Consider the following 26974-nt stretch of genomic DNA (forward strand, 5'->3'; position numbering starts at 1 on the left):
ACCCGTTAAAGGTCAATCTCCCTGTTAATTCATGGGTGCTGCGCAAGCGTGTTATCTTTGTGTCGAATCGCTATAGATTCGTCATCTTCACTGTATTCCACCACAAGTTCAGAGCGCGATAATGCTTGCTTACATTGTGCTATAGCACTCGCCATCGCGTGATCATCCATCGCAGCAAAACTGCCATCTTCCATCTGGGTCAATAAAAACTCTTTTATTAAGTTCTCCAATGTTGCTTGGGGAAGCTGCAATAACGACTGATATGGCACTAACATGGTTTTTATCCTTAGCCGAACAGAAAGTGGAGAATACGTTTTTCTAAATAGTATTTGGGATGCAAGGGACTACCCCCATCAATAAAGCCAACGTGTCCCCCGTTGCTATGCAGTTCATAGGTGACGGCTGGGGCTAAATCATCGTGGGCTGGGATCACTTCATCATTCATAAAGGGATCGTCTTTAGCGTGAATCACCAGTGTTGGCTTGGTGATATGGCGCAAATAGGGAAGGCCACTGGCACGCTGGTAATAATCTTCAACGCCAGTAAATCCATGCAGTGGCGCCGTCACCCTGTCATCAAATTGATGAAAGGTGGTTAATTGGGCCACTTCAGCTTGTGTGACAGGCATTTGGGTATTTAGGTTTGGAAGGCTGAGTTTATCATGCACTTTTTGTTGTAGCTGCTTGATTAAGTAACTCTGATAGACTTTTGAAAAGCCACTCTTGAGCCTTGTTGCGCAGGCGCCGAGTTGCAATGGGGCCGATACGATCACGCCAGCGTTAACTAGGCTTGTCTCTCTGTGTTCACCCAAATACTTGGTCAATACATTGCCGCCAAGGCTATAGCCCACTGCGGATATCGGGCTATTAGGATATTGCGCTGCAATCATGGTTAAGCTGGTGTGTAAGTCTTGAGTATCGCCACTGTGGTAACTTCGAGCCAGACGGTTGGTGACACCCGAGCAACTTCTATGGTGATGGACGACTGCACATATGCCCTTATCAGCCAACATGGTGAGAAGGCGCCTAATATAATGTGAGTCAGCGCTTCCCTCTAGGCCATGAACCAGTATGACTATGGGGTTACCTTGAGTTGGCGTACCCAGCCAATCGAGATCAATAAAATCACCATCATCTAGCTCCAGCCGTTGCCTTGTTAACTCAGGTCTGTCCACCTTAGTCAGTACAGGCAGGATCGTTTGGATATGAGGGTTTCTCGCCCACCATGGTGGCGTAAATAGAGGCTTTGTCATCATTGGCTATTGCTGAATATTAAAACGTGTGTTTAATTATGAGAAGTAACGCTAGTGTAACACAGATCCTTGGACTGAAATTAAGGCACCTTTTGGCCTAACATCCACGGCGTAATATTAAGGATAGCGGAGACAATGAATAGACGTACTTTTTTAGTCACGGCTCTCGCGGGGACAGGAGCGCTAGCGATCGGGGTTAATCTCTACAGTCCTTCCTACGTGGGCGTGAACAAGAATCTCGATAGTGAGCATCGACTGGTATTTAGCTTACTTGTCCCCGTGTTTCTTGATGGCGCTCTACCACAAACTGGATCCTTACGAGTAGCGGCGCAAAACCGTACTATAGATGCAATTGTGGCAACGGTGGCCTTGTTACCCGCAGATGCTCGCGAGGAGTTGGAACAACTGTTAACACTGCTAGAATCTCGTCTGGGATTACTGCTGCTCACTGGCAGTATGACACCGCTGCTACTTAGATCGCCCCATGAACTCATCGAGATGTTAGAAAAATGGCGATCGAGTTATCTCGATATGATGGTAATCGCTTACCAAGGATTAAGAGAGCTGGTGATGGCCAGTTATTACGCTTGTCCAGAGCATTGGGGGCGATTAAATTATGAGAAGCCCATCTTGTTCGGCTAACCCGCTATCGTCGGTTTGTCACTTCATAATATAAAAAGATTATTCAGCTCGGAGGTAGAGTCTTGGCCATACAAGATCCCATAGTAGAAGGTTTAGCCAAGGGCTGGAATCATATTGATGCCAGCCAAGTTAGCACTCCCTTAACGCTCGAAGCCGACGTGGTTATCGTTGGTAGTGGCGCAGGTGGCGGCGTAGCTGCAGAGATCATGGCTGAAGCTGGCTTATCGGTGATCATTGTCGAAGGCGGGCCACTGAAGTCGTCCGAGAGCTTTAATATGGAGGAGCGACGAGCCTATCCAAACCTCTATCAACAAGCTGCGTCGATGAAAACCAAAGATAAAGCGATTGGGATATTTCAAGGCAGGGCGGTGGGAGGTTCAACCACAGTTAATTGGACTACATCGATCCGTACACCTGATAATGCATTAGCGTTTTGGGCAAAAGAGAAATCTGTTAAGGGGCTATCCACAGAATCACTTGCCCCTTGGTTTGCCAAGATGGAACAGCGACTCAATATCAGTAAATGGGAGTTTGAGCCCAATCGTAACAATATGGCGCTAAAGCAGGGATGTGAGGCATTAGGTTGGGATCACACAGTGATCAAACGTAATGTGGCTGGTTGTTGGAATACGGGATATTGCGGTATGGGGTGTCCTGTTAATGCGAAGCAATCGATGTTGGTGACTACCATTCCAGCGGCGTTAGAGCGTGGAGCCACCTTAGTTAGCCGTGCAAAAGTGGCCAAAATTGAATATCACCAAGATAAAATTTTTGGATTGAAGGCCCAAGCACTCAGTGAAACATTAACGCCTACTGGCGTTGAGTTGTTATTTAAGGCCAAACATTACATCTTGAGTGCCGGCGCGATTCATACTCCTGCCTTGATGATGCGATCTAAACTGCCCGATCCCTACGGCATTATCGGCAAACGGACCTTTTTACACCCAACGGTACTGAGTGGTGCGCTGTTTAACGATGCGATTAACGGTCATAGCGGTGCGCCGCAATCTATCTATTCAGATCAATTTGTTTGGCAAAATGGGGCCGCTGGCGATCTGGGTTACAAGCTGGAAGTACCGCCTGTTCACCCGATTTTAATCGCGTCGAAAACCTTAGGTTATGGCCAAAGCCATGCGGATCTGATGGCGCAGTTTAATCAACTTCAAGTCACGATTGCCTTGGTCAGAGATGGTTATCATCCCGATAGCCAAGGTGGACAGGTCGAATTAACTGAACACGGATTTACCCTAGACTACCCTCTCAGCAATGCTTTCTGGGAAGCGGCTCGACGGGCATTTGCCAGCATGGCAGAGCTTCAATTTGCCGCTGGTGCCGAAAAAGTATTACCCATCAGCGAGGGCATGTCGATGCTATCAAGTTGGCCACAAGCCAAAAAAGCGATTGCAGAGATGAACTTAGCACCGCTAAAAACCATAGTGGCGAGTGCACATGTGATGGGAGGTTGCCCAATGGGAGAAGACCCTAAGATGTCGATGGTGAACAGCGAAGGGCGCTCACACTACTTTGAAAATCTGTCGGTGATGGATGGCTCGTTATTTCCAACCAGCTTAGGCGCTAATCCGCAGCTGTCAATTTATGGGATCACCGCAAGAAACGCGACACTGCTGGCGGAAGAGCTTAAGTCAAAAAGCTGATGTAGGTTCCTCAGCTCAACTTTACTTAGTTTAATTTACTTCAGATCACTTTACCTCAGGAACTCAAAAGCTCCGGGTAAAGGTTTGCGTCGATACCAAACAAACTAAGATAGCGTGGCAGATTATGCGAGGTTTCTTCGGCCGCATACTGTCTTAACTTATGTAAAATCAGCCCTTGTTCTTTACGCTCTAGCATCAATTCAACATCGAGCATTTGCTGATATTCATTCTCTGCTAGATTGTGTTTACTTAGTTTTCTAAGGCGGCGGTAAGGTTGTAATATCCGCTGCTCCCACCTGTCTATTTGCTCAAAAAGTTGCTGCCATGCGTCGGTACTGAGCCAATAACTTTGGCTGTCTAGCCAACGGGAGAGTAGCAGCAGATTAACGTTAACGCCGTGCGCGTCTTGTAATTTAATACACGCTTCCTGCAGCTTGGCATAAAGCCCATCACACTCTTGCCATAGCGACAAATCGAAGTGGTTTAGATAGGTCATTATTGTCATCCTTGTTACAAATAAATGTTTAGATCTGTGAGTATTGGCCGCTTAGATTAACTCGGCTTTGACACTTTGCTCTACCGTCTCGATCTCTTCTTGCAGTTCAAGCCATTCGAGTTCACTCTCTTCAAGGGCCTGAGTTAGCTTAGTTCGCTCACTTAATACCTCGGTGAGCTTGGCTTTATTATCGGCATCATACAAGCTGGTATCTGCGAGCATATTCTCAAGCTCACTTAACCTTTCGGTATACTGCTGCTGGCTTTTTTCCAGTTTGTTTTGCACTTTCTTCATGGGCGAAAGTTTTTGTCTTAATTCCGCTTCGAGACGTTTTTGCAATTTTTTATCTTGAGCCGGTGATGCCTCTAGCGCAGTTTCGCTCTTATTTTCACTCTTGGCGGCATCGAGTAACCACTGATGATAGTCATCCAGATCGCCATCGAAGCTGCGCACTTCGCCCTGATCGACCAAGTAGTAATCGCTGCAACTGAGGCGCAACAGGTGCCTATCGTGGGAAACGATGATCATTGCACCTTCAAATGACTGCAGCGCCATCGTCAGCGCATGACGCATCTCAAGATCTAGATGGTTGGTGGGTTCATCGAGCAGCAATAGGTTAGGGCGTTGCCATACCAGCAGCGCTAACACTAAGCGCGCCTTCTCTCCGCCAGAGAAGGGACGGACAGGAGCGAGCGCCATATCACCGTTAAAACCAAAGCCGCCTAAGAAGTCGCGCAGCTCTTGCTCTCTATGATTAGGTGATAGACGACTTAGATGTTGCAATGGCGAATCATCTAAGCGGAGAAATTCAATTTGATGCTGAGCGAAGTAACCAATATTAAGCCCTGGATTGGTTTCATAGATACCGCTCATGGGCTTAAGCTGTTCAGATAACAACTTAATGAGTGTCGATTTACCCGCGCCATTACGGCCAAGTAGGCCGATACGCGCACCAGGGACTAAGTTTAGGTGTACATGATTTAAGATGGCTTTATCGCCATAGCCCACTGAGACCTGCTCCATTTTTACCAATGGGTTAGGGAGCGCCTCAGGTGCTCTGAACTCCATATAAAATGGACTATCGGCTTTAGAGGGCAAGAGTTCAGTCATGCGTTCGAGTGCTTTTAGGCGACTCTGCGCTTGCTTAGCCTTACTGGCTTTATAGCGGAAACGGTCGACAAATGACTGCATGTGCGAGCGTTCTTTCTGTTGACGCTCAAAAGCCACTTGTTGCTGCGCCATGCGCTCGGCTCTAATACGTTCAAAGGCGCTGTAATTACCTTTGTAGTAGTTAAGTTTATGGTGCTCTACATGGACTATCTCGTCGACAATCGCATCGATAAAGTCTCTGTCATGACTGATTAAGATTAGTGTGCCCTGATAAGACTTAATCCAACCTTCAAGCCAATACATGGTATCTAAATCTAAATGGTTGGTTGGCTCATCGAGGAGTAGTAGTTCTGAGCGACACAATAGTGCTTGGGCCAAGTTAAGGCGCATGCGCCAACCACCGGAAAAGCTCTTAACGGGATTTTTTTGCTCACTTTCACTAAACCCCAAGCCAGCTAATAAGCTTGCTGCACGAGAATGAATAGCATAACCGCCAATGGCATCGATCTTTCCATGGAGTAACGCGATTGCATGGCCATCGTCATCTAGTTGGGCTTGATGCAGCTGCTGCTCAAGCTGACGATATTCTCGGTCACCATCGATAACATACTCCAGCGCACTGACATCCAGCGCTGGCGTTTCCTGTGCCACTGTAGATATTTGCCAGCCGCTTGGAACATTGATCTCACCCTTATCTAAGCTCAAGTGCCCTAAAATTAAGGCGAGTAGTGATGACTTACCTGTGCCATTGGCACCAACCAACCCCACTTTATGCCCGGGATAGATGGTTAGTGACGTTTCGTCCAATAAGGTTTTGGTGCCACGAATAAGCTGCGCTTGAGTAATGGTGATCATTGCGGTCGATTTGATACTACATGGAGACAATTGGGAGAGGATAATAGCGTAGAAACGGCTATTTTAGCCACTCTTTAGGCGGAACTATTTCCAACTAATTGGAGTCTTTTTGATCTGCTTATGGCAAAATGCATCCATCAACACAGCTATTGTTATGTCAGCAGGTTAATTGCAGCGTGAGTAGAATCAGAGTCAAGAAACGTTTTGTTGCTGGGGCAAAGTGCCCTAAATGTAAAGCGGCCGACACCATTGTCTTATTTAAAGAGCAGGGCGTTGAGACCGTTGAGTGCGTCGAATGCGACTATCGCGACCAGCAAACCGAAGAGCAAGTGGCCGCTAAGGCAACAGGCGGCGTCATCGGTGTGTTTAAGCCATAGCCGCGCCGAGTCTACTCTATGCTAGAAGCTAGAAGCTAGAAGCTAGAAGCTAGAAGCTAGTCTCTAAAACCATCTTGTAAGAATAGATGCCGGGTTTGGTTAAAGCGTGATTCGTCGGTGTCGATGAAATCGATGGCAAGTTGTGCATTCTCTTGGCGAAACTTGTCTAACTTGGCTATCTCATATTCATTCATTACGATATTCATCGCTTCAATAGTCCATTCGCACTCACCTAAGCCAATATCGACCTCATCGGGATCATAATGGCTTACCATCCAATCTTGTAATTGCTCGGCTGAGATCTGCTTGTTTTTCCACAGCATTAATTGCTCAACTAGCTGAGCTTTGCTGATGTTTGCTTTTGTCATTATCTCTAACACTCTATTTCTTATACTGATTGGTATAAAACATTGTCAATTAATGGCAGCTAGGATAACCATTAATGGCCAAAGATGCGACGGCTTAAGCGAGGTTAAGCACTTAAGCCGTTTGGCTGAGAAAGGTTCACTAAAACTTAAATCGTGATACCAATTCGTTTAGCTGCACCGCCATCTCTCGCAGATCGCTACAATCTAAAGAGGTCTGGCGTACGACTTCACTGCTGGCTCTTGAGATATCTGCAATCGCGGTAACATGGGGGTTAATCTCACCGACCACATTCGATTGTTCGCCGGTTGCGGTTGCGATCTGCACACTCATCTCATTCATTGCCAAAATATTCTCAGAGATACTTTGCAGATGTTCGCCAGAGGTGATCGCCTCCTGCTGGCTTTGTTCACTTAAGGCGGTGCTCTGGGCAATGGCTTCAACTACATCGCGGGTTTTAGCTTGCAGCTTTTCGATGATATGACGAATATCTTCAGTTGATGCGTGGCTGCGTGATGCTAAGGTTCGCACTTCGTCGGCGACCACAGCAAAACCGCGTCCTTGTTCGCCAGCTCTAGCGGCCTCAATGGCAGCGTTAAGCGCCAGCAGGTTCGTTTGTTCAGACACTGCGCGGATCACTTCTAACACGGTATCAATGGAGTTGGCATCTTCCGCCAGCTGACTAATGGTTTGGCTGGTATGGTTGAGCTGCTCACTCATGGTGGCGACACTGGCTATGGTGTTTTGCACCGACAGGTTACCTTGGCCGACAGATTCATCGGCGACTTGCGCATTTTGCGCGGCATTATTTGCACTGCCTGCGATCTCTTCGGCTGTCATACCCATCTCATGGATTGCGGTCGCCACTTGTTCAATTTTACTCACCTGCTCATTGATCTCATGTTCCATATGTTTGGCTTGATTATCTATGCGCTCGACGGCATCAAACAGATCATTCCCAGTTGCAGAAACACTCTGTAAGGTTTTACTAAGATAGCCAACAAATTGGTTGTACCCCTGTGCCATACTGCCGGTCTCATCTTTTCGGGTGTCATCGAGCCGTATGGTCAGGTCGCCTTCTCCTTCGCCGATAGACTTGAGCATTTTGGCTAACTCACCAAACGGGGCGATGAGGCGGTTAATTAGCCAGGTGCTGCTGACCATGATAATTAGCGCCAGTACTATCCCCATAATCACTAACGACCAAGTTGCATCATTGATGGCGCCATACAACTCATCTTTGGGTATTTCTGCAATCAGGTACCAACCTATGGTGTCGAGATAACGACTCGCCACTAAGGTATCCACACCGTCTTTGCGGTATTCAGAGGTTGCAAACACTTTTTGATTCATCAGTTGACTGACATCGATATCGCCCAGTTCGCTAACACTCTTACCTACGTTGGCGGTATCGGCGTGGATTTTGATTATCCCTTTCCCGTCGGTTAAAAATACCAAGCCATTCTCGCCGATATGATACTGCCTAACATTGTTAGCTAAGCTGTCCAGCGATAGTCCCACCCCAGCCACACCGCTAGCTTGACCGTTAATTTTGACCAAATAATTAATAAATAAAGTCAAGGTATGGTTAAGGTCATCAACATCAATGGCGAGATCATATTCTTTACCACTGGCGAGAAAGTTATAGAACCATTTATCGCGACTGTCTGTTGGCGAAATGGTTTTAAATAAGCCCTCGTGAGTAAAGTAATTGCCTGTATTTTTAGAGACTAAGAAAGCGGTAATGGTATTGAATTTTTGCTGAATATTCGCAAGTGACTCGATCAGTTCAGGTTGAATATCTTTTGGTTCGCTTTGGTTAATATAAGATTGATATTTAAGATTATTCACCATCACTTTGGAGATAGTTATCGGCGTTAACAGTTGACCATTGACGTCATTAGCGACCTCGCCAAGTGCAGCGGGTAGTTCTCGATTAAGGGTGCCGTCTAAGATGATGTTGCGACTATTAGTCATCGCATAGAGACTAATTAAAAAGATGGATAAAACCACTGATATGATAGTAGCGAGTACAACTTTTTGGCGAATATTGAGTGTTAGCATAGCGCTTTCTCCTTATATGGAAATAAGTATAGGAGAGAAACGCCATGCTGGAGCGGAATGTCTCAATAGAAATGACTGATAAATTTGAGGTTATTAGCAGCAAAGAATTAGTTCGAAAAAGTACTATAACTTAAATAACTATGGTTGAATTTGGCCCCAGATCTAGGCCTGTTATTGGATGTGGTATGGATCGCAATCAATGAAAAATAGTTGTTAATGGCGGTTACAAGTGTTGCGTTGTGACTGGGCTCGCGGTAGTTTGATGTGTTTTTTATCTTGGATCACATCAAATGAATAATAAAGTCACATCCAAACCTAGCAGCAACACCAAAACCGTTTTTCCGCGGATGTTCTGGATCGCTAACGGGGTCGAACTACTTGAGCGCGCCGCCTATTATGGCGTGTTTATTGTTATCACTCTTTATCTATCGCGTATATTGGGTTTTAGCGATGTTGAAGCGGCTTGGCTTGCGGGCTCCTTCTCTGCAGGTCTCTATTTCTTACCCACATTCAGTGGCGCGCTGGCCGACAAAATTGGCTTTAGAGGCGCCTTGTTATTGGCGTTTGGCCTATTGACCATAGGTTATGCGTCACTCGCCATTTTCCCGATATTAATCGAGACTCAAGGGCTGGTGGAATACGGTAAAGACACCGTCTACCATGGCTTGAGAGAAGCCGATATTCGCTGGGCGATTATTCCGATCTTAGTCGTCATCATGATCGGTGGCTCCTTTATTAAGGCGGTGATCACCGGAACCGTTGCGTTGTCGACGACCACAGAGACGCGTGCCAAAGGTTTCTCTATTTTCTACATGATGGTTAATATAGGGGCGTTTTCGGGTAAAACTGTGGTTAAACCCCTGCGTGAGTCTATGGGCGATCTGGGGTTAATTAACCTCAACTACTTCGCTGCCACCATGACATTTATCGCTTTTGTCAGTATTTTCCTGTTCTTTAAAAGTACCGACAACGAGCGCTCAGGCAAGAGCCTTGGTCAAATTTGGCAAGCATTAACTAAGGTGCTGGCGAATGGCCGTTTGATTTCGCTTACTGTGATCATTTCTGGCTTTTGGATGGTGCAACATCAGCTTTATGCCACCATGCCAAAATATGTGTTACGCATGGCAGGCGAAGGCTCATCGCCGTCTTGGTACGCTAACGTGAATCCGCTGGTAGTCTTCTTGTGTGTGAGTCTGGTTACCGCAATGATGGCTAAACGTAGCGCGCTTTCTTCGATGACCATAGGCATGTTTATTATGCCAGTATCGGCACTATTAATGGCATCGGGCAATATGTTTGCTGGCAGTGAAACCATTTTAGGTATGCATCCTATTGCGGCTATGATGATCATAGGGATCGTATTTCAAGGGTTAGCGGAGTGCTTTATTTCGCCTCGTTTCTTGGAATACTTTTCATTGCAGGCACCTAAGGGCGAAGAGGGCTTGTACTTAGGTTTCTCTCATCTGCATTCGTTTATTAGTTCACTGCTAGGCTTTGGTTTGTCAGGATATTTGCTCGAAGCGTATTGCCCAGATCCTCGTACCTTTAGCGACCATGCTTTGTGGGTTGAAGCCTCATCACATGCACACTACATCTGGTATGTGTTTGCCGGTATTGCTAGTGTTTCAGCAGTATCTCTAATTATCTATGGCGCAGTAATTAAACGTCTCGATGCCAAAGACAGTGATAGCGATAAAGGTGAGGCCGAACTCGCCAACGCTTAACTCTTCAAATCTTATACTGATTGATATTAACCCCTGCGCTGCATTTATGCTGGCCAAGCGCAGGGGCTTTTTATTGATTAACCCGTTTAACCACTCTTACCTAACGCACTTTCGGTAAAACATTGCTATAATCGCCGCCAATACAGGGCAGGGCTTAACGCATTTGGTGATCATAGATGTGGTTGGGTTAGCTAGCCTATCTAAAAGCGATAACATTCGATTAGCTGCGCACGCACGATTAATACTCGGCCTAGCTCAGCATGATCCGACTAGGAAAATACCGTGAGCCAAGCCGACAAAAACACTGCTACTGGGTTTAATAGCCTGCCGTTAAAACCAGAGTTACTCAATACCTTAACCACCATAGGTTTTGCATCCATGACGCCTATTCAGGCGCAAAGTTTACCAGCGATCCTTAATGGCGAAGATGTCATTGGTCAGGGCAAAACGGGCTCAGGCAAAACCGCGGCCTTTGGTTTAGGTCTGCTGAATAAGCTTGATGTAAAACGTTTTCGTATTCAGGCACTAGTCATGTGCCCAACCCGTGAATTGGCCGACCAAGTAGCAGCCGATCTACGTACCTTGGCGCGTGGTATTCACAATATTAAAATCTTAACCCTTTGCGGCGGCGTACCTATGGGGCCACAAATTGGCTCACTAGAACATGGCGCGCACATCATTGTGGGTACACCAGGTCGTATTATCGATCATCTCGATCGCGGCCGTTTAGATCTTGAGAACGTTAACATGCTAGTGCTCGATGAAGCCGACCGCATGTTAGAGATGGGTTTTCAAAAAGAGCTAGACGCCATCATGCTTGAAGTGCCGCGTGAACGTCAGACTTTGCTATTTAGCGCCACTTTCCCTGAGCAAATTCAAACCATTAGTGAACAGTTCTTGGTGAATCCCGTGATGGTTAAAGTGGAAGGTAACCATGACGGTAACACTATCGACCAGCATTTTTATGAGTGTGGTAATAACAATGATCGCATGAAAGCCTTGCGTCTGCTGCTACTGCATCATAAGCCAGAAAGTGCCGTAGTGTTCTGTAATACCAAACGCGAAACCAAAGATGTGGCCGCAAAATTGGCTAATGATGGCTTTTGTGTGGTCGCCCTTCATGGCGATTTAGAGCAGCGCGATCGTGATCAGATGTTACTTCGATTCGCGAACAAGAGTGCCAGCGTGATGGTGGCAACTGACGTAGCCGCTCGCGGGCTGGATATCGATGCACTGGATATGGTGGTCAACTACCATGTTGCCTACGACACTGAAGTGCACATTCACCGTATTGGCCGTACCGGCCGCGCCGGCAGCAAAGGCGCAGCGCATACTTTTTATAATCATGAAGATGGCTATAAGATTGCACTGCTTGAAGATGAAATCGGCCGTGACATCGTTGATGAAGCGCTGCCGAGCGAAAGCTTACTCGATACCTATCCACCTCAGCCTCGCATGGTGACGATTCAAATTGACGGTGGTAAGAAGAACAAAGTACGTCCTGGCGATATCTTAGGTTGCCTAACGGGTGACAACGGCATCGAAGGCTGCGAAGTGGGTAAGATTAAGATCACCGAATTCCGCTCCTATGTTGCCGTTGATCGTAAAGTGTTGAATAAGGCGCTCAATAAGATCGTCAAAGGTAAGCTCAAGGGTAAGAGTTATCGGGCGTGGGAACTGCGCTAACTTATCGCGCTAATTCATTGCGTTAGCTAGCGATTGGCTTAATTAGCTATAAGGATTTAGCTTGCGTGGGTGTTTGCTATTAACACTGATTTGATGAGAGGAGCTAACTAACATTAGCTCCTTTTTTGTGTTTTTTAGGGTTTAGCGTATGGCTGGATTGGGATTGGTTAAGTGGGGGGAGCCCTTCATCGCAAATTATCACCCTCGGTGGATGCACCAATGTCGTGAACACATGGATGTGATAGAACGACCTAATGTGCAAACGCTTCTACGACACGGTGAGTGAAGCGTAGCTTAGCGCTAACGAACGAGAGGCATGGACGACGAACTGGTTTTTAGACATGGACGTAGTTCAAGCACATCCTTGTGGGCTTTTCGCCAGCATCTGACGTGAATGGATTCACAAATGCCGCGGTGACATGGATGCCAGAGAGTGGCCATGCTGGCAAAGGCCGCAGACGAGTTTACACTTAGTCATTTCGTCTCTTCGATTTGGCTGTGTTTGGTACCATAAGTGAATTCATGTACGGCTGCATATATTGAAACCTGAATCAGGTTGTGGATCTAATGGCGCTGAGTATTGATATTCGCTAGAAGCTGGTTATGTTGTTGATAAATCATGGTTGGCTATCGCTTTATTCTGATGCTTTCCCTCGTCAGCTAGTCGTGCTTCTGTTATCTTCTCTGCTTCTACTTGTTACACTGATTATATATATGAAATCAAAAGTTATTATTGAAACTTCACGCACGAGTTTAATGATGCTAGGTCCTAATGATGCGTCCTTGATGGTTGAGTATTACTGTCGCAACAAACAGCATTTAGCGCAGTGGGAACCAAAGCGTGAGCCTGATTTCTATGGTGTTGGCCATTGGAAAGCAGCATTGATTGAAAGCTATATGATGTATGAGGCTGGATCTGCTCTTAAGTTGGTCGCACTGAATAAGGAGAGAAGCGAGGTAATTGGTGTCTGTAATTTTACTAATATCATCGGCGGGATATTTCAAGCATGCAACCTAGGTTATGGCTTGAGTGAAAAGTATCAAGGGCAAGGTTATATGCAAGAGATACTCGAGGCGAGTATCGAACACATGTTTTCTAAGCTCGGGCTGCATCGAATTATGGCCAACTATATTCCGACGAACCTTCGCAGCGAAGCGCTGCTGACTCGACTCGGTTTTGAGAAAGAAGGTCTCGCGAAGTCTTATCTTAAAATTAACGGAAAATGGCAAGACCATATACTGACCGCTAAGGTAAATCATGCTCAGGATTAACGGGTTTTATCTGAGCGTTTGTACTGGTTTAGTGGGTTTGAAGGTCGCCCCCTTTGCTGTTACTTAACGCCTGTCCGGCTAGGAATGTGCAAGCACTCTTTTGGCTCGGTGAGTGAAGCATAGCTTCGTGCTTATGAACGAGAGACAGGGATTGTCGAACTGGCTTTTAGATAGGGATATCGTTGCGAGCACATCCATGTGGGCTCTGCGAAATCATCTGACCTCCAAGGACGGAGGGAATGCCGAAAAATGTCTGGAACATTTTCGGCCATAATTTCGAAGGCCAAAACCGCACTTACACTGGGTCATTTTATCTCTTCGATTTGACAGTGTTTGGTGTGACTTGAGAATTAAAAGCTAAGAAGCTTTGCCCCAATTCCGTGTTTCGACTCGTTATCTCAATCGAAAATCCCTACTTTTGTGCCATACAAAATCTCATCCATTTACCTAGTGTTTGGCCTTACCAGAAATCGGCTAATAATGTATGGGTATACAGTCGTATTTAAATTTAGATTTTTTGGTATAAATTTTAGACAAAATCAGTGCACACTAATTCCATTCGCAATAAATAAAATCCCATAAAATCAATTAACTATGGTGACAGGTTTTTAGTTAATAGGTTTGGAAAACGCGCATGCGCGTTTTTCCTGATGGATTACTTATATGAAAAGCGGCAAAATGCTGATAAGTTCTTTGCATACAGATAGTTAACTGTGCGCGTTTTCACTGGTCCAACGAGGTAAACGCGCATGCGCACGAATAAGCTGTTATATTTTTTGTGATTTTATAAGGGAACTTTATCTTGAAAGTAATTCGTCATGAATTCAATGAGGCTATCAATAATGCAACTTCAATTGATTTATCTGAATTGCAATTAAAAGAATTAAAAAGTTATTTACTATCTTGTAAAGCGGTATTGAAAGCATCTCATCCATATCATCCTCAAATTAATAGTGCGCTAACTTTATTAGAGCATAATTATGGCAATATATTTAAATGGTATCAAAAGCCATTAGGTTTAGTTCTCATTGCTGGATTGGGTGGTGTTGTTACTTATGGCTTATTAATCCTTTTAGGCTGGGTTAATTTACCGCAAGGTTAGGTTTGCTTATTTGAAGCAAAATATAACAAGGCAAATCAATCAGACGCATAACGGTTGTCGCCGTTTTTGCTAAAACAAAAAGCCAGCAAAAACATCGCCAACCTACGCGCTGTTGTTTGCGGCGTTAGTTTCCAAAAATAGGATCGAGAAATGTTCGGTATATTCAAGAAAAAGGAAGATGAATGGCCATTCGATCAGCCGAAGAACTGTGCTGTTTTTACTATTCGGCAAATCATAGAAGGTGAATATCCGATTCAAGTTGTATATCACGACTTGGAAGATGATGGGTGGCAGTTTGTAAGCAATATTGAATACACAATGGAAGATGCCAAACTGGTTGGCCTAGAAGAAATTACTAAAATTGACCCTACTGTATTCGAGGTCGCCAAGATCGAACCAGGCTACCACGCTTGGCGAAACAAAGTCGGTGACAAGTGGACAATCGCCAAAACTCCCGAGCAACCCGATGAGTAAACTAACAAACGGCTGCACCGGACAAATTTTCGCTGTCACCTTTTTTGCGCGGCAAAAAAGCCGCCATCAAAAATTTGCTCGGTGAGCCGGGCGTTAGAGCTACCACAAGGATTGGAGTCAAATTGAAACTTTTCATTCTATTTCTCGCACTGTTTTCGGCTGCTGCAAGTTCCCAAGAAACACATGACTCACCTGTTAAAGCTGTTGGCAGTTCTTGCTTTAAAGAGCCTACTTGGCCTAATGAAAGTGCCAGCAAATATTTGTGTGTCTTTGAGCTAAATACTGTTAGCCCTTTCTTTGAAGAAAACAAACGTGTGGAAGTTATAAATAGCTTTGTGAAATCTCAAAGCTCGAAGTGCGTGGTATCTGATGGCGTTGAAATGACAGATCCAAAAGCGACTATCGATCATGCTATGTTTTTAATTGTCTATCATGTCAGTTGCGGTTAAGTTAGGCTCTAACAAGCTAATAAATAAGGACAAAAAACAGTTTGCTGTTTTCGTTCCTCAACATTTCAGCCAACAATTTTTTGCCCATTATTAGGGCGTTAGCCATAGAAATATTAATCTTAAACTCACATAGTAGAGCAAAAGTCCTAACTCAAAAATGTCCAGAAATGAGTTAACTTGTGATTGCCCAAGAGGTACCAGTAAGGTCAAATCGAAGAGATAGAAAACTCGGTGTGAACACAGTTGTGACCTTCCGAGGCATGGACGCCGAGGTAGAGCTCACATGGAAGTGCTCGTAGCGCGTCACAAATGTGTTTGCACATGAGGCCTGCTGCAAGCGATTCAAAACAATGAAGGTTAACGCTACCATCAGCCATACCAAAAACCAATTCAGCCAAATGTTATAAGCCAAAAATGCCAACACCTTCATTCAAAGGTAAACCCACTTTTGTCCAAAAATAAGTCAGATTGTGCTAGTCGCACAATTACCGTTAAATCGAAGAGACGATAGATATGGGTGTAAACACGTTTTTGGCCTTCGAAATCAGGACCGAAAATGTTCCCGACATTTTTCGGCATTCCCTACATCCATGTAGGTCAGATTATTTGGTAGAGCCCACAGGGAAGTACTCGAACAACCTCCCTGTTAAAGGCCAGTTCGGCATCCCTGCTTCTCGTTCGTTAGCATGAAGCTGTGCTTCACTCACCGTGCCAAAAATGTGTTTGCACATAAGCCTGCCGTAGGCAATTCAAAACCATGAAGGTCAACGCTGCCATCAGCGAAGTAAAAACCTATGCTGTTAAAGGTTACAAGCTAAAAAGCCAGTACCTTCATTCGAAGATCTACATACTTTTGTCTAAAAATAAGTCAGCTTGTATGTACGAGTCACACTATTAACGCTAAATCGAAGAGACGATAGACGCCCAGTGTAGATACACTGGTGAGCGGCCCTGTCAGTGCGGCATTAGTGAGTCCATTCACATCAGATGTTTCGGCAGAGCCTACAGGGAATGTACTTGTGGCGTCTCACTGGCATCTGCACATGAGCCCACCGCAGGAGATAAGCTCACCATGAAGCCTTAATATTATCCTTCACTGCGGCTCTGGCGGTATTTGGGCAGATCATCGCTTATCTTGAGCCAGTCTGCCTGCTGATCTGTGTGAATATGATATCTGGGCGCCACAGCGTTTGGGTTATCCAGCGAGGCGATGCTCAGGGTGTAGTAATCTGGGTAATCGGTACTGCGGTAGCTGATACTGGTGCCGCATTGGTTACAGAAACCACGGCGAATGGTGGTTGATGAAGCATATTCCGTTGGCGATCCCTTAAGCCAAGTGATCTGCTCGGTTTTAAAATCCACCCAGCAGGCGGCCATCGCGCCTGTGCTCTTGCGGCATTGGCTGCAGTGACAGTAATCACTGTCAAACGGCATGGCAGATACTTGATAACGCAGTGCGCCGCAAAGGCAGCCGCCTTGGAGTGCTGCTGTATTTTTGATTTTTGAAGTCATAACTTTCCCTGTTTATTGCTAGCTATTAAGAACTATAGCCAAGCATACCCATAACTTATATAGGCTGTTACCGTCCTTGAATGCTGACGAGAAGTCAATGTTGCTCTGTAGGCAGATGATTTGGGCAGAGATGTAACGAAACAAAGGTTAATCGTCAAAAAGGGGCGCAGACCTGCCTGGCCCCAGCTAACAATTATGCTACTACTTTGTCAGTGCTGCCGCATTTGGGCGGCGAGTACGACGGCGTGCTGGTGCGTTACCATCTCTGTGTTCGCTCTTGCCTTGGTAAGGACTCTTGCTTTCTCCTTGCCCTTGGCGATTCTGACCTTGACGATCTTGACTCTGGCCTTCGGCGCTAGGCTTGCTGGCTGCGCCACTGCGACGCTTACTTTGGCCTTCGCGGTTGGCTTGTGGCTTATCGTCATTGCGGTTGTGTCCGCCACTATTACGCGGTGCGCGGTTGCCGCTTGGCTTGGTATTACGTGGACCACGGTTTTGGTTGTGGCGCTTAGGCGTCAAGTCTGTTTCTGGCAGCTTGTGAGTCGATTCAAACCCTACCACTTCGGTGCGAGGCAAGTTTTTACCAATAAGGCGCTCAATATCGGCCAGCAGTTTAAACTCTTCGCTGCTGACCAAGGAGATAGCTTTGCCATCGGCACCCGCGCGGCCAGTACGACCGATACGATGCACATAATCCTCTGGCACGTTGGGCAGATCAAAGTTGACCACCTGTGGCAGTTGGTCGATATCGAGACCACGAGCGGCAATATCGGTCGCCACTAACACACGCACTTCACCAGTTTTAAAGTTGGCGAGGGCTTTGGTTCGTGCACCTTGGCTCTTATTGCCGTGAATCGCCGCCGAGGTGATACCTTTGGCATCTAAGTTCTTGGCTAAACGGTTGGCGCCATGCTTGGTACGACTAAATACCAATACTTGTTGCCAATCATTTTGTTTAATGAGTTGCACCAGTGCCGCCGATTTTTGAGTTTTGTCCACAGGACAAATTAACTGCTCAACAGTGTTAGCCGTGGTGTTACGTGGGGTCACCGAGATCTCGACTGGGTTATTCACTAAGCCTTTGGCTAAGGTGCGGATCTCATCGGAGAAGGTGGCCGAAAACATTAGGTTTTGGCGTTTTGGCGGCAATATGGCCAATACCTTTTTGATATCGTGAATAAAGCCCATGTCTAGCATGCGGTCGGCTTCGTCGAGTACTAAGACTTCGAGTTGGCTAAAGCTTAAGGCTCTTTGATTATAAAGGTCGAGTAAACGTCCTGGTGTTGCCACCAGAATATCGACGCCGCGATTAAGCTGGCTGATCTGTGGGCTAATACCTACACCACCAAATACCACCGCGCTGCGAAGCGGAAGGTATTTACCGTATGTGGTGACGCTTTCTGCGATTTGTGCTGCGAGCTCTCGTGTTGGTGTTAATACCAAGGCGCGCACTTGCTTAGCGCGAGCACGCTCGCCTTTGCTCAGTAGTTCTAGCAGTGGCAGGGTAAAGCCTGCCGTCTTGCCCGTGCCGGTTTGTGCCGCCGCCATCACATCCTTGCCTTCTAACACCGCAGGAATTGCCTGTGCTTGGATAGGGGAGGGTGTTTCATAACCTTTTTGGGCTACAGCTTTTAAAATTGGGGCGGATAAACCTAGGGAGGTAAAACTCATAGATGGGTCTCTTGGGGCTGCCAAGGGCAGCGAAATTCAGGTGCCAGGTACGCTGGCGGGCGTGCATCTTACAGGATCTGGTTAAAAATCGCTAATTATTCGGTGGAACTCGGCGGCAAAATATACAGTTTTAGCGCGACATATAGTCTTGTCTGTGGTTAAAAGTATAGGTTAATTGCTTTGCTGGTGTAAAAATCGACTCGCTATCGTTTGTGGTGTGCTGGTGGAATGGCGATTATTTGTCAAGCGGGTTAAGTAAAATCAATTTAATGCTATTATTCTCTCGCTCATGATTGAGTTTTGTGCAAAGGAGACTACAATAGCCGCCTTTCTGCTTTACATCATATTTATGTCAGCAGCACCCAACCCATATTGATAGCGAACTAGACACTCGAAGATCGAATTAGGAAATACAATGACGCAACAAAAGAAATACGGTCTTCGTGTGATCGAAGCCGAAGGTACATGGACTGCACAAGTGACTCGCCGCATGACTGCACGTAAGACGGTCGTCTCTAAATCTCAAAAGGGTTTTGCTACTGAAGCAGAAGCCAACGAGTGGGGCAATAAAGCACTACAACAGATTGTTGAAAATCTAATGGTGCGTAACGAACGTCGTGCTAAGCAACGTAATGAGCGTAACGAAGCGCTAGCGGCAAAAGAAACGGCGGCACAAGAGTGGCGTGATGCGCACGGCGATAACGAAGCAGACGATGATGAAGACGAGATCTATATCAAGCAAGATTAATTTTTGCTGAAAATATGTCGTGAAAAAGCCAGCCAGTTGCGCTGGCTTTTTTGATCTAGCTCAATTTTTGTGAGCCTCATAACATTTACGTTAGCCGCTATTTATTCCCAGTTCATTGCCTGCGATACTTCACCAATATTGAATATGCCCCTCTAGCCCTTGAACCCGTTCTCTTCGGAGCCCCATGGATAAAAGCTTAGAAAAAGTATTGTCTGCTTGGTTGAAACAACAAAAATCGACTTGTGGTATCTACCTTAATCTTACCGTTATGTTTGGTGTGCTGACGGGGGTTGCCTTAGTACTGCAAGCTTACCTACTCGCCACTATGTTACATGGAATGATTATTGAGTCTTTGCCTAAAACTCAGTTTATTAATCACTTCTATGCCTTGCTTGCAGTCATCGCGCTTAGAGCATTATTAGCCTACGCCCGAGAGCGAATTAGTTTTAAGGCTGGGTGCTTACTAAGAGGCGCGATTCGTAAGGCTGTTTTAGATAAGTTGACCGAGCTTGGTCCCATCTTTATTAAGGGAAGACCGGCGGGAAGCTGGGCGAGTATTGTATTAGAGCAGGTCGAAGATCTACATGACTTCTATGCTAAGTACCTGCCACAAATGATGTTAGCGGGATTTATTCCGTTAACCATTTTAGCCGTGGTGTTTCCTATTAACTGGGCGGCGGGCATTATTTTGTTAGCCACTGCGCCGCTTATTCCGCTATTTATGATCTTGGTGGGTATGGGGGCGGCCGATGCCAATCGGAAGAACTTTAGCGCGCTGGCGAAGCTCAGCGGCCACTTTATGGATCGCCTAAAAGGGATGAGTACCATCAAACTCTTCGACCGCGGCGACAGCGAAGTTAAGGCGATTGAAACGGCTTCAGAAGAGTTCCGTGAGCGCACTATGTCGGTGCTGCGGATGGCATTTTTAAGCTCTGCGGTGCTTGAGTTTTTCGCTGCGGTATCGATAGCCGTGTTGGCGGTTTATTTTGGGTTTAGTTTTCTCGACCATTTAGATTTTGGTCACTACGGCGCGGGGCTGACGCTATTTACTGGCTTGTTTGTGCTTATTTTAGCACCAGAGTTCTACCAGCCTCTGCGCGATATGGGCACCCATTATCACGCCAAAGCCCAAGCCATTGGTGCGGCAGAAGCCTTGATGGAGTTGCTTAACCATCAAGTTGAAGCGGATAAAGCATCTAGGTCAATGCAGCCTTTTTCTGCAATTGCTCCACTGCAGTTAGAGATGCAAGATGTTATCGTTAACAGCCTCGATGGCAAAAGGCTAGTCGGGCCTATTAGTCTTGAATTAAGTGCTGGACAACATATTGCACTCGTTGGTCCAAGTGGTGCGGGTAAGAGTAGTTTACTTAATATGTTACTCGGTTTTTTACCCTATCAAGGCTCAGTATTGGTCAACGGCATTGAGTTGAGTCAACTCGATAAGGTGAGTTATCGCAGTCATCTGGCGTGGCTCGGCCAAGAGCCACAACTGTTTCATGGCACGGTTCGTGACAATATCGCGATGAGTGATCCAGAGATGAGTGATAGCACCATTTTGTCACTGCTCGATAAAGCCAACATTGGTGATTTTGTCGATAAACAAGTATTGGGATTGTCTCATCCCATTGGTGAACAAAGTGCAGGGGTTTCTGTTGGCCAGGCCCAGCGTCTGTGTCTCGCCAGAGCACTGGGCCAAGACGCCAAACTGTTCTTACTCGACGAACCGACTGCAAGTTTAGATAGCCACAGCGAGCAAGCGGTTCTATCTGCGCTCAGCAAAGCGATGAGCCACGCATCATCATTGATGGTGACTCACAGATTGGAGACCTTAGCTCAGATGGACACTATTTTTGTGTTAGACAAAGGGCTTGTGGTGCAACAGGGGAGTTATAGCGAGCTCGTTCGTCAGCCTGGGGTATTTCGCGATATGTGCCACGATCAACAAGGGATAGAACAAGGGGCAGTAAAAGGAACCGAAGATGAGGTGCGACTATGAAGCGTAACGGCGCGGCGCATCTGCTGCCATTTTTAACACTGTTTCGGCGTCAGTGGTTGATGATGCTAATCGGTTTAACTTTGAGTATTACCACCTTAATGGCTGGCATTGGCTTGTTGTCACTGTCTGGCTGGTTTTTGTCGGCCACTGCGGTTGCGGGTTTGAGCGTGGCAACGGCGCAGGCATTTAACTATTTTACCCCAGCAGGTGGGGTGCGCTTTTTATCCATAGCCCGAACAGCCAGTCGTTATGGCGAGCGTCTTGCCACCCACGAAGCCACCTTTAAATTACTGACAACCCTTCGTTGTTGGGCGTGGTGCAAACTAATGCCGCTCAGTGCGAGTGACCTTAAGGGAGTGCGTAGGGGCGATCTGCTTAACCGTTTGGTATCAGACATAGATACGCTAGATCATCTCTATCTGCGTTTAGTGACTCCAATGGCGGCCTCACTACTGATGATCGCGGCGCTCTATCTTTTTCTCGGTTGGTTTGATTCAACACTGGCATTGACCCTGTGCAGTCTGCTGTTGCTGTTGTGGCTACTGCTGCCGTTAACGTTTTACCAGTTGGGGCATAAACCCGGCATTGAACAACTGGACGCTAAGCGTCATTTTCGAGTACTGATGCTCGAATATCTGCAGGGACAATCTGAGCTAACTCTCTTTGGTGCTGTGACACGTTTTCGCGGCGAATTAGATAAGGCTCAGTCGCGACTCTTTGCCAGTCAATCTGCGATGGCCAATGTTACCGCGCTCAGTCAGGCCGCGTTAGTCTTATGTCACGGGCTAGCCGTAGTTGCACTATTATATTTAGCCGCAGATGGTGTTGGCGACAACCTGCCGCCAGGCCCCATGCTCGCTCTCGTTGTATTCTCGACCTTGGCCTGTATCGAGATGTTGATGCCACTGGCTGGGGCATTTCAGCATCTATCTGCCTGTGTTTCAGCGGCTGAGCGAGTTAATCAGCTGGTGGATCAAACGCCAAGTATCCAGTTTGAGGAAACCTCGAATCGGCAAGTTACCCAAGGTGCGCTTGTGCTTAAGGATATTGATTTTGCTTATGTTACAGGGCAGAAGGTGCTCAATGGGATCAATTTGACCATTAATGCGGGCGATAAGGTCGCGTTACTTGGGCAAACGGGCTGCGGTAAATCGAGCCTGTTATCGTTAATTACTCGGGAGTGGCAGCAACAAGCGGGTGAGCTGACCTTAGATGGGCAATCTATTGAGCACTACAGTGAGCGTGAGCTACGCCGCGGTATGACAGTGGTGAGCCAACGTATCTATCTGTTTGCTGGAACGCTGCGAGATAACTTAACCTTAGCCCAGCTTGATCAGATCCCCCAAGGCTTAACTCGCACAGAGACAAAGGCGGCCGTTGCTGCTAATGATCTTAAGCTGATAGAGGTGCTTAATCGAGTCGGGCTCGCTACATTGACTCAAGGCGATAAGCCGCTAGATATTTGGATTGGTGAGGGAGGGCGTCAGCTTTCAGGAGGCGAGCAGCGCCGTATTGGCGTCGCTAGAGCTTTGTTGCGCGATGCACCGTTACTGTTACTCGATGAGCCAACAGAGGGGCTAGATCAACGCACCGAGCGTGAGATCATGGCGCTGCTGTTAGCATTTGCACAAGGTAAAACTCTATTGATGATAAGCCATCGTCTGACGGCGATGGCACAGATGGATAGGATTCACCTGATGGAAAACGGGGTTATTCGTCGCAGCGGCGATCATCAAACTTTGTTGCAACAAGACACGCATTACGCCAGTTTACATCGAAGGCTGAACAACTCGAGTGTAGACTAAATGAGATTAACCTAAGCGTTTGGCAAACTCTAAATAGCGCAGCACTTCGGCTTCGTTGAACAGGTAACCATCTCCTTCTGCGACATTCGATAGCAGGTTTTCTCGGGCATAGCGTTTAATGGTTGCGGGCGTTTTATCGAGTAGGGTGCAGACTTCATCTAGGGTGAGTTGTTTTTCGCTCATGCTATTGTTCCTATTTGGATGTTTTGCGTTTGGCATTTGATGCTTGATGTTTAAGTATAGGAGCTGATCTGCAAGGCGGTTCAAAATAAAAAAGCCAGTGGTGTGAACCACTGGCTTTACTGACAAGTCGCTAAAACTACTCGTCGCTATCGCCCAAGGAGAGTAGCGTCGCGTTACCACCGATAGCGGTGATATTGTTGGTGCGGGTCTTCTCGGTTACGAAACGAGTGAGGTAGTGTGGACCACCGGCCTTTGGTCCTGTACCAGAAAGACCTTGACCACCAAATGGCTGTACGCCCACAACTGCGCCAATTTGGTTACGGTTAATATAAACATTACCCACGTTAACCTTGTCGGCCACTTCTAGCGCATGGCCTTCGTTGCGGCTATGGATGCCCAATGTTAAACCAAAGCCAGTAGAGTTAATCTCATCGATAACTTTTGGCAGATCGGATGCTTTGTAGCGGATCACGTGCAGGATAGGACCAAAATGTTCTTTCTCAAGTACCTTGATTGAGTCGATCTCTACAGCTGTTGGTGCAACAAAGTGACCATTTTCGCTGCCCGCTGGTAACTCAAGCTGATTAATCAAACGACCCACTTGCTTGATGTAATCGATATGGGCATTTAGGTTTGCCTTAGCGGTGGCATCAATTACTGGCCCCACATCGGTTTTGACGAAGCTTGGGTCACCTATGGTCAGTTCGTTCATCGCCCCTTTCATTACGTCGATAACGCGCTCTGCAATATCTTCTTGCAAGAACAATACGCGCAGCGCCGAACAGCGTTGACCCGCACTGGTGAATGATGAAGAGACCACATCGTTAACCACTTGCTCTGGCTGTGAGGTTGAATCGACAACCATGGCATTTTGGCCACCCGTTTCGGCGATTAGCGGAATGATCGCCCCATCACGCTGAGCTAGGGTTAAGTTGATGCGTTTGGCCGTAACGGTCGAACCAGTAAAGCAGACGCCACCAATACGCTCATCGGCGGTGATCGTTGCGCCAACCGTTGCCCCAGTACCCGGTAGGAACTGCAGCGCTTCTTTAGGAATACCCGCTTGGTGAGCCAGTTGCACCGCGCGGAAGCCAACGATAGAGGTTTGCTCGGCAGGCTTAGCGACAACCGTGTTACCTGCGGCAAGCGCTGCGGCGACTTGACCTAAGAAGATAGCCAATGGGAAGTTCCATGGGCTGATACAAACAAACACACCGCGGCCTTGCAGGAATAGCTCGTTAAGTTCGCCCGTTGGGCCAGGAAGTAGTTCAGGTTTAGCCATCATCTTCTTCGCTTGTACGGCGTAATAGCGACAGAAATCAACCGCTTCGCGAACTTCGTCGATACCATCTTGAATGCTCTTACCCGCTTCGCGAGTACAAAGCGCAATAAGCTCTTCACGATTTTCTTCTAACAGATCGGCGAGTTTTTGCAGTGCATTAGCACGTACTTCAACAGGCGTTGAGCACCAACTACCAAAGGCATTGTGAGCGCTGGCAAGCGCCTGCTCAACCGCTTGGTTATTGGCAAATGCGACTTTACCGACCACCTTAGTGGTATCGAATGGACTGACGACTTCTATGGTTTCACCGCTGAGGATCTCGCCATTGACGATAGGGCCTGCAGACCATGTAGTGTCTTTAAATTTGTCTAAAGCCGCGAAGAATGGCTCTGACTCAGAAATGATATTCATGTTGATTCCCTTAGAGTTTTTACGTTCGGCACCAAATATATCTTCTGGCTGAACTATCTTGTTATTAGCTAGGGTTTTGTAGCCTTGTAGGGTCGTCAAAGGATGGACAACCAAAGATTCAATCGGTGTCTTAGGGTCGACTAACTTGTGTACAAATGAGGTGTTAGCGCCATTTTCAAGTAAGCGACGAACTAAGTAGGGCAGTAGATCTTTATGAGCACCCACAGGGGCATAAATACGCACCGTACTGACACCGCTTTCAGCAAGTAGTGTGTCGTATAGCTCTTCGCCCATGCCATGTAAGCGTTGGAACTCATATAAGCGATCGCCTGCCATATCTGAAATAGCCGCAACAGTTTGCGCGTTGTGACTGGCAAACTGAGGATAGATGGCACCACGAGTGGCATCAGATAATAGGTAGCGCGCGCAGGCAAGGTAAGAGACATCTGTGCCAGCCTTGCGTGTGTAAAGTGGGTAGCCACTCTCACCCGCGACTTGTGCCCATTTCAGCTCGCTATCCCAGTAAGCGCCTTTTACTAGACGCACAGGGATTTCATCGCCTTGATTTTTAGATAAACGGGTAAGCCAACATAATACTGGCAGAGCACGCTTAGAGTAGGCCTGAACGACGATGCCGAGTAATCCCCATCCCTTAGCGGCATCTGAGTTATACAACTTCTCAAACAGTTTTAAAGATAGCTCTAGGCGGTCGACCTCTTCGGCATCGATAGAAACACCGACATTGAGGCTGCGGGCTTGGGTGACGAGCTTGACTAAGGTGTCGTATAGCTCTGTCATGGTTCTGTCTTCGTTAGCCACTTCATAACGAGGATGTAGTGCAGACAGCTTGATAGAAATCGTCGGGCGTGGTGCCTCGGTTTCATCGTAATTTTCGGCACCTAGGGTCGCGATGGCGTTTGAATAGTCATCGAAATATTTCTGTGCGTCCTTCATGGTGAGCGCTGCTTCACCTAGCATGTCATAGCTGTGGGTATAGCCCAGCTTACGTTTGTTAACGCTGTTTTTAAGGGCTTCTTTTACTGTGCGTCCAAGTACGAACTGCTTGCCCATGATCTTCATGGCGGCGAGCATGGCTTGACGGATCACTGGTTCGCCTAAACGGTTGACTAAGCGGTTAAGTAAGCTGCTTGGCTTGCCGTCGATATTCTTATCCAGATTAACGATTTTACCCGTTAGCATTAGTCCCCAAGTGGAGGCGTTAACCAGTGTCGAATCACTCTTGCTTAGGTGTTCATCCCACTTGGCGCCAGAGAGCTTGTCTTCGATCAATGCATCTGCAGTTTCCGCATCAGGAATACGCAGCAGGGCTTCGGCTAAACACATCAGGATAATGCCTTCCTGTGTTTCTAGGCTATATTGTTGCAAGAAAGCATCGATACCGACCATAAGGCCTTTTTTATCGTATTGGCGAACCTTACCGACTAAGTCATGGGCGCGCTGAGTGACTCGCTGGATCTCTGCTTCACTTGATGGAACCAGTTTAATCAGTTCAGCGAGGTATTGCTCTTCATCGACAATATAGTTGTTAGTGATCGCTTGAAAAAGCTCATCTAGGGTAGCTGAGTCGTAACGACCAGTCAGAACTTCACTTGCTTGGAACATAGTAATTACTTCCACCTGGACCTAATTAGGGACAGTTTTGGCTTGAACAAAATGTATGTGTTAAGACGCTTATTATTTTTTGTATACAATCTGGCGCCTTTTTCGCGCCGATTATACCTCCAAAATGTGATGAGGAACACTGTTGTAAGTGGGAATGTGAACTTTGCTTGATCTGGTCGGGGGAGATGGTGCGCTAGCTCAGTGTTTACGGGGCTTTGG

Annotated in this window: 22 protein-coding genes; 12 read left to right on the top strand and 10 right to left on the bottom strand. The window is 46.8% G+C overall.

The window, feature by feature from the left end; translation table 11 throughout:
• Window positions 1-29: 29 nt before the first annotated feature.
• Together K0I73_RS03240 and K0I73_RS03245 are read right to left on the bottom strand one after the other, a co-directional pair.
• The gene (locus tag K0I73_RS03240; RefSeq protein ID WP_220063108.1) at window positions 30-275 is read right to left on the bottom strand and encodes a YheU family protein; all 246 of its coding nucleotides are present in this window, start codon (window positions 273-275) and stop codon (window positions 30-32) included.
• Between the two features lie 11 nt (window positions 276-286).
• Window positions 287-1252: a hydrolase gene (locus tag K0I73_RS03245; protein WP_220064239.1), complete on the bottom strand. Its 966-nt coding sequence runs from the start codon at window positions 1250-1252 to the stop codon at window positions 287-289.
• 135 nt (window positions 1253-1387) lie between these two features.
• Between K0I73_RS03245 and K0I73_RS03250 the strand changes: the two genes are divergently transcribed.
• Both K0I73_RS03250 and K0I73_RS03255 read left to right on the top strand, forming a co-directional pair.
• On the top strand, window positions 1388-1894 hold the full coding sequence (locus K0I73_RS03250; RefSeq protein ID WP_220063109.1) for a twin-arginine translocation signal domain-containing protein: 507 nt from the start codon (window positions 1388-1390) through the stop codon (window positions 1892-1894).
• Between the two features lie 62 nt (window positions 1895-1956).
• Complete coding sequence (locus K0I73_RS03255) at window positions 1957-3549, top strand: GMC family oxidoreductase (protein WP_220063110.1); 1593 nt, start codon at window positions 1957-1959, stop codon at window positions 3547-3549.
• Window positions 3550-3604: 55 nt separating this feature from the next.
• Here the strand turns inward: K0I73_RS03255 and K0I73_RS03260 are convergent, their stop codons facing one another.
• Complete coding sequence (locus K0I73_RS03260; RefSeq protein ID WP_220063111.1) at window positions 3605-4045, bottom strand: TIGR02444 family protein; 441 nt, start codon at window positions 4043-4045, stop codon at window positions 3605-3607.
• 51 nt (window positions 4046-4096) lie between these two features.
• Window positions 4097-6010, bottom strand: a complete 1914-nt coding sequence (locus K0I73_RS03265) for an ABC transporter ATP-binding protein (RefSeq protein ID WP_220063112.1) — start codon at window positions 6008-6010, stop codon at window positions 4097-4099.
• 176 nt (window positions 6011-6186) lie between these two features.
• Between K0I73_RS03265 and K0I73_RS03270 the strand changes: the two genes are divergently transcribed.
• Entirely contained in the window at window positions 6187-6387 is a 201-nt protein-coding gene (locus K0I73_RS03270) for a YheV family putative zinc ribbon protein (protein ID WP_220063113.1), read from the top strand.
• Between the two features lie 56 nt (window positions 6388-6443).
• On the opposite strand, the gene K0I73_RS03275 is transcribed toward K0I73_RS03270, so the two are convergent.
• Complete coding sequence (locus tag K0I73_RS03275) at window positions 6444-6755, bottom strand: hypothetical protein (protein ID WP_220063114.1); 312 nt, start codon at window positions 6753-6755, stop codon at window positions 6444-6446.
• A gap of 139 nt (window positions 6756-6894) precedes the next feature.
• Window positions 6895-8817, bottom strand: coding sequence for a methyl-accepting chemotaxis protein (locus K0I73_RS03280; protein ID WP_220063115.1), 1923 nt, complete (start codon window positions 8815-8817; stop codon window positions 6895-6897).
• A gap of 290 nt (window positions 8818-9107) precedes the next feature.
• On the opposite strand from K0I73_RS03280, the gene K0I73_RS03285 reads away from it, so the two are divergent.
• From K0I73_RS03285 to K0I73_RS03310, 6 genes are all read left to right on the top strand, one after another.
• Window positions 9108-10541 carry an MFS transporter gene (locus K0I73_RS03285; RefSeq protein WP_220063116.1) on the top strand — a complete coding sequence of 478 codons (1434 nt, stop codon included), beginning with the start codon at window positions 9108-9110 and terminating at the stop codon, window positions 10539-10541.
• Window positions 10542-10823: 282 nt separating this feature from the next.
• On the top strand, window positions 10824-12227 hold the full coding sequence (gene dbpA, locus K0I73_RS03290; protein WP_220063117.1) for an ATP-dependent RNA helicase DbpA: 1404 nt from the start codon (window positions 10824-10826) through the stop codon (window positions 12225-12227).
• Between the two features lie 714 nt (window positions 12228-12941).
• Complete coding sequence (locus tag K0I73_RS03295; protein ID WP_220063118.1) at window positions 12942-13499, top strand: GNAT family N-acetyltransferase; 558 nt, start codon at window positions 12942-12944, stop codon at window positions 13497-13499.
• A gap of 802 nt (window positions 13500-14301) precedes the next feature.
• Complete coding sequence (locus K0I73_RS03300; protein ID WP_220063119.1) at window positions 14302-14601, top strand: hypothetical protein; 300 nt, start codon at window positions 14302-14304, stop codon at window positions 14599-14601.
• A 150-nt stretch (window positions 14602-14751) separates the two neighbouring features.
• Complete coding sequence (locus tag K0I73_RS03305) at window positions 14752-15075, top strand: hypothetical protein (RefSeq protein WP_220063120.1); 324 nt, start codon at window positions 14752-14754, stop codon at window positions 15073-15075.
• Between the two features lie 122 nt (window positions 15076-15197).
• Window positions 15198-15524 (top strand): hypothetical protein, encoded by a 327-nt coding sequence (locus K0I73_RS03310; protein WP_220063121.1) that lies wholly within the window; start codon window positions 15198-15200, stop codon window positions 15522-15524.
• A gap of 1086 nt (window positions 15525-16610) precedes the next feature.
• Here the strand turns inward: K0I73_RS03310 and K0I73_RS03315 are convergent.
• Both K0I73_RS03315 and K0I73_RS03320 read right to left on the bottom strand, forming a co-directional pair.
• Window positions 16611-17036 carry a GFA family protein gene (locus K0I73_RS03315; protein WP_220063122.1) on the bottom strand — a complete coding sequence of 142 codons (426 nt, stop codon included), beginning with the start codon at window positions 17034-17036 and terminating at the stop codon, window positions 16611-16613.
• Between the two features lie 201 nt (window positions 17037-17237).
• Window positions 17238-18707, bottom strand: coding sequence for a DEAD/DEAH box helicase (locus K0I73_RS03320; RefSeq protein WP_220063123.1), 1470 nt, complete (start codon window positions 18705-18707; stop codon window positions 17238-17240).
• A gap of 415 nt (window positions 18708-19122) precedes the next feature.
• On the opposite strand from K0I73_RS03320, the gene K0I73_RS03325 reads away from it, so the two are divergent.
• From K0I73_RS03325 to cydC, 3 genes are all read left to right on the top strand, one after another.
• Entirely contained in the window at window positions 19123-19455 is a 333-nt protein-coding gene (locus K0I73_RS03325; RefSeq protein WP_220063124.1) for a DUF3622 domain-containing protein, read from the top strand.
• Window positions 19456-19639: 184 nt separating this feature from the next.
• Window positions 19640-21451, top strand: coding sequence for a heme ABC transporter permease/ATP-binding protein CydD (gene cydD, locus K0I73_RS03330; RefSeq protein WP_220063125.1), 1812 nt, complete (start codon window positions 19640-19642; stop codon window positions 21449-21451).
• Window positions 21448-23256 carry a heme ABC transporter ATP-binding protein/permease CydC gene (cydC, locus tag K0I73_RS03335; protein WP_220063126.1) on the top strand — a complete coding sequence of 603 codons (1809 nt, stop codon included), beginning with the start codon at window positions 21448-21450 and terminating at the stop codon, window positions 23254-23256. Before cydD ends, cydC begins: the two co-directional genes overlap by 4 nt.
• A 6-nt stretch (window positions 23257-23262) precedes the next feature.
• Here the strand turns inward: cydC and K0I73_RS03340 are convergent, their stop codons facing one another.
• A complete protein-coding gene (locus K0I73_RS03340; protein WP_220063127.1) occupies window positions 23263-23439 on the bottom strand; it encodes a helix-turn-helix domain-containing protein in 177 nt (58 codons plus the stop codon).
• A 136-nt stretch (window positions 23440-23575) separates the two neighbouring features.
• Window positions 23576-26755, bottom strand: coding sequence for a bifunctional proline dehydrogenase/L-glutamate gamma-semialdehyde dehydrogenase PutA (putA, locus tag K0I73_RS03345; protein WP_220063128.1), 3180 nt, complete (start codon window positions 26753-26755; stop codon window positions 23576-23578).
• Window positions 26756-26974: the final 219 nt, after the last annotated feature.

The sequence above is a fragment of the Shewanella mesophila genome, from assembly GCF_019457515.1.
Lineage (GTDB): Bacteria > Pseudomonadota > Gammaproteobacteria > Enterobacterales > Shewanellaceae > Shewanella > Shewanella mesophila.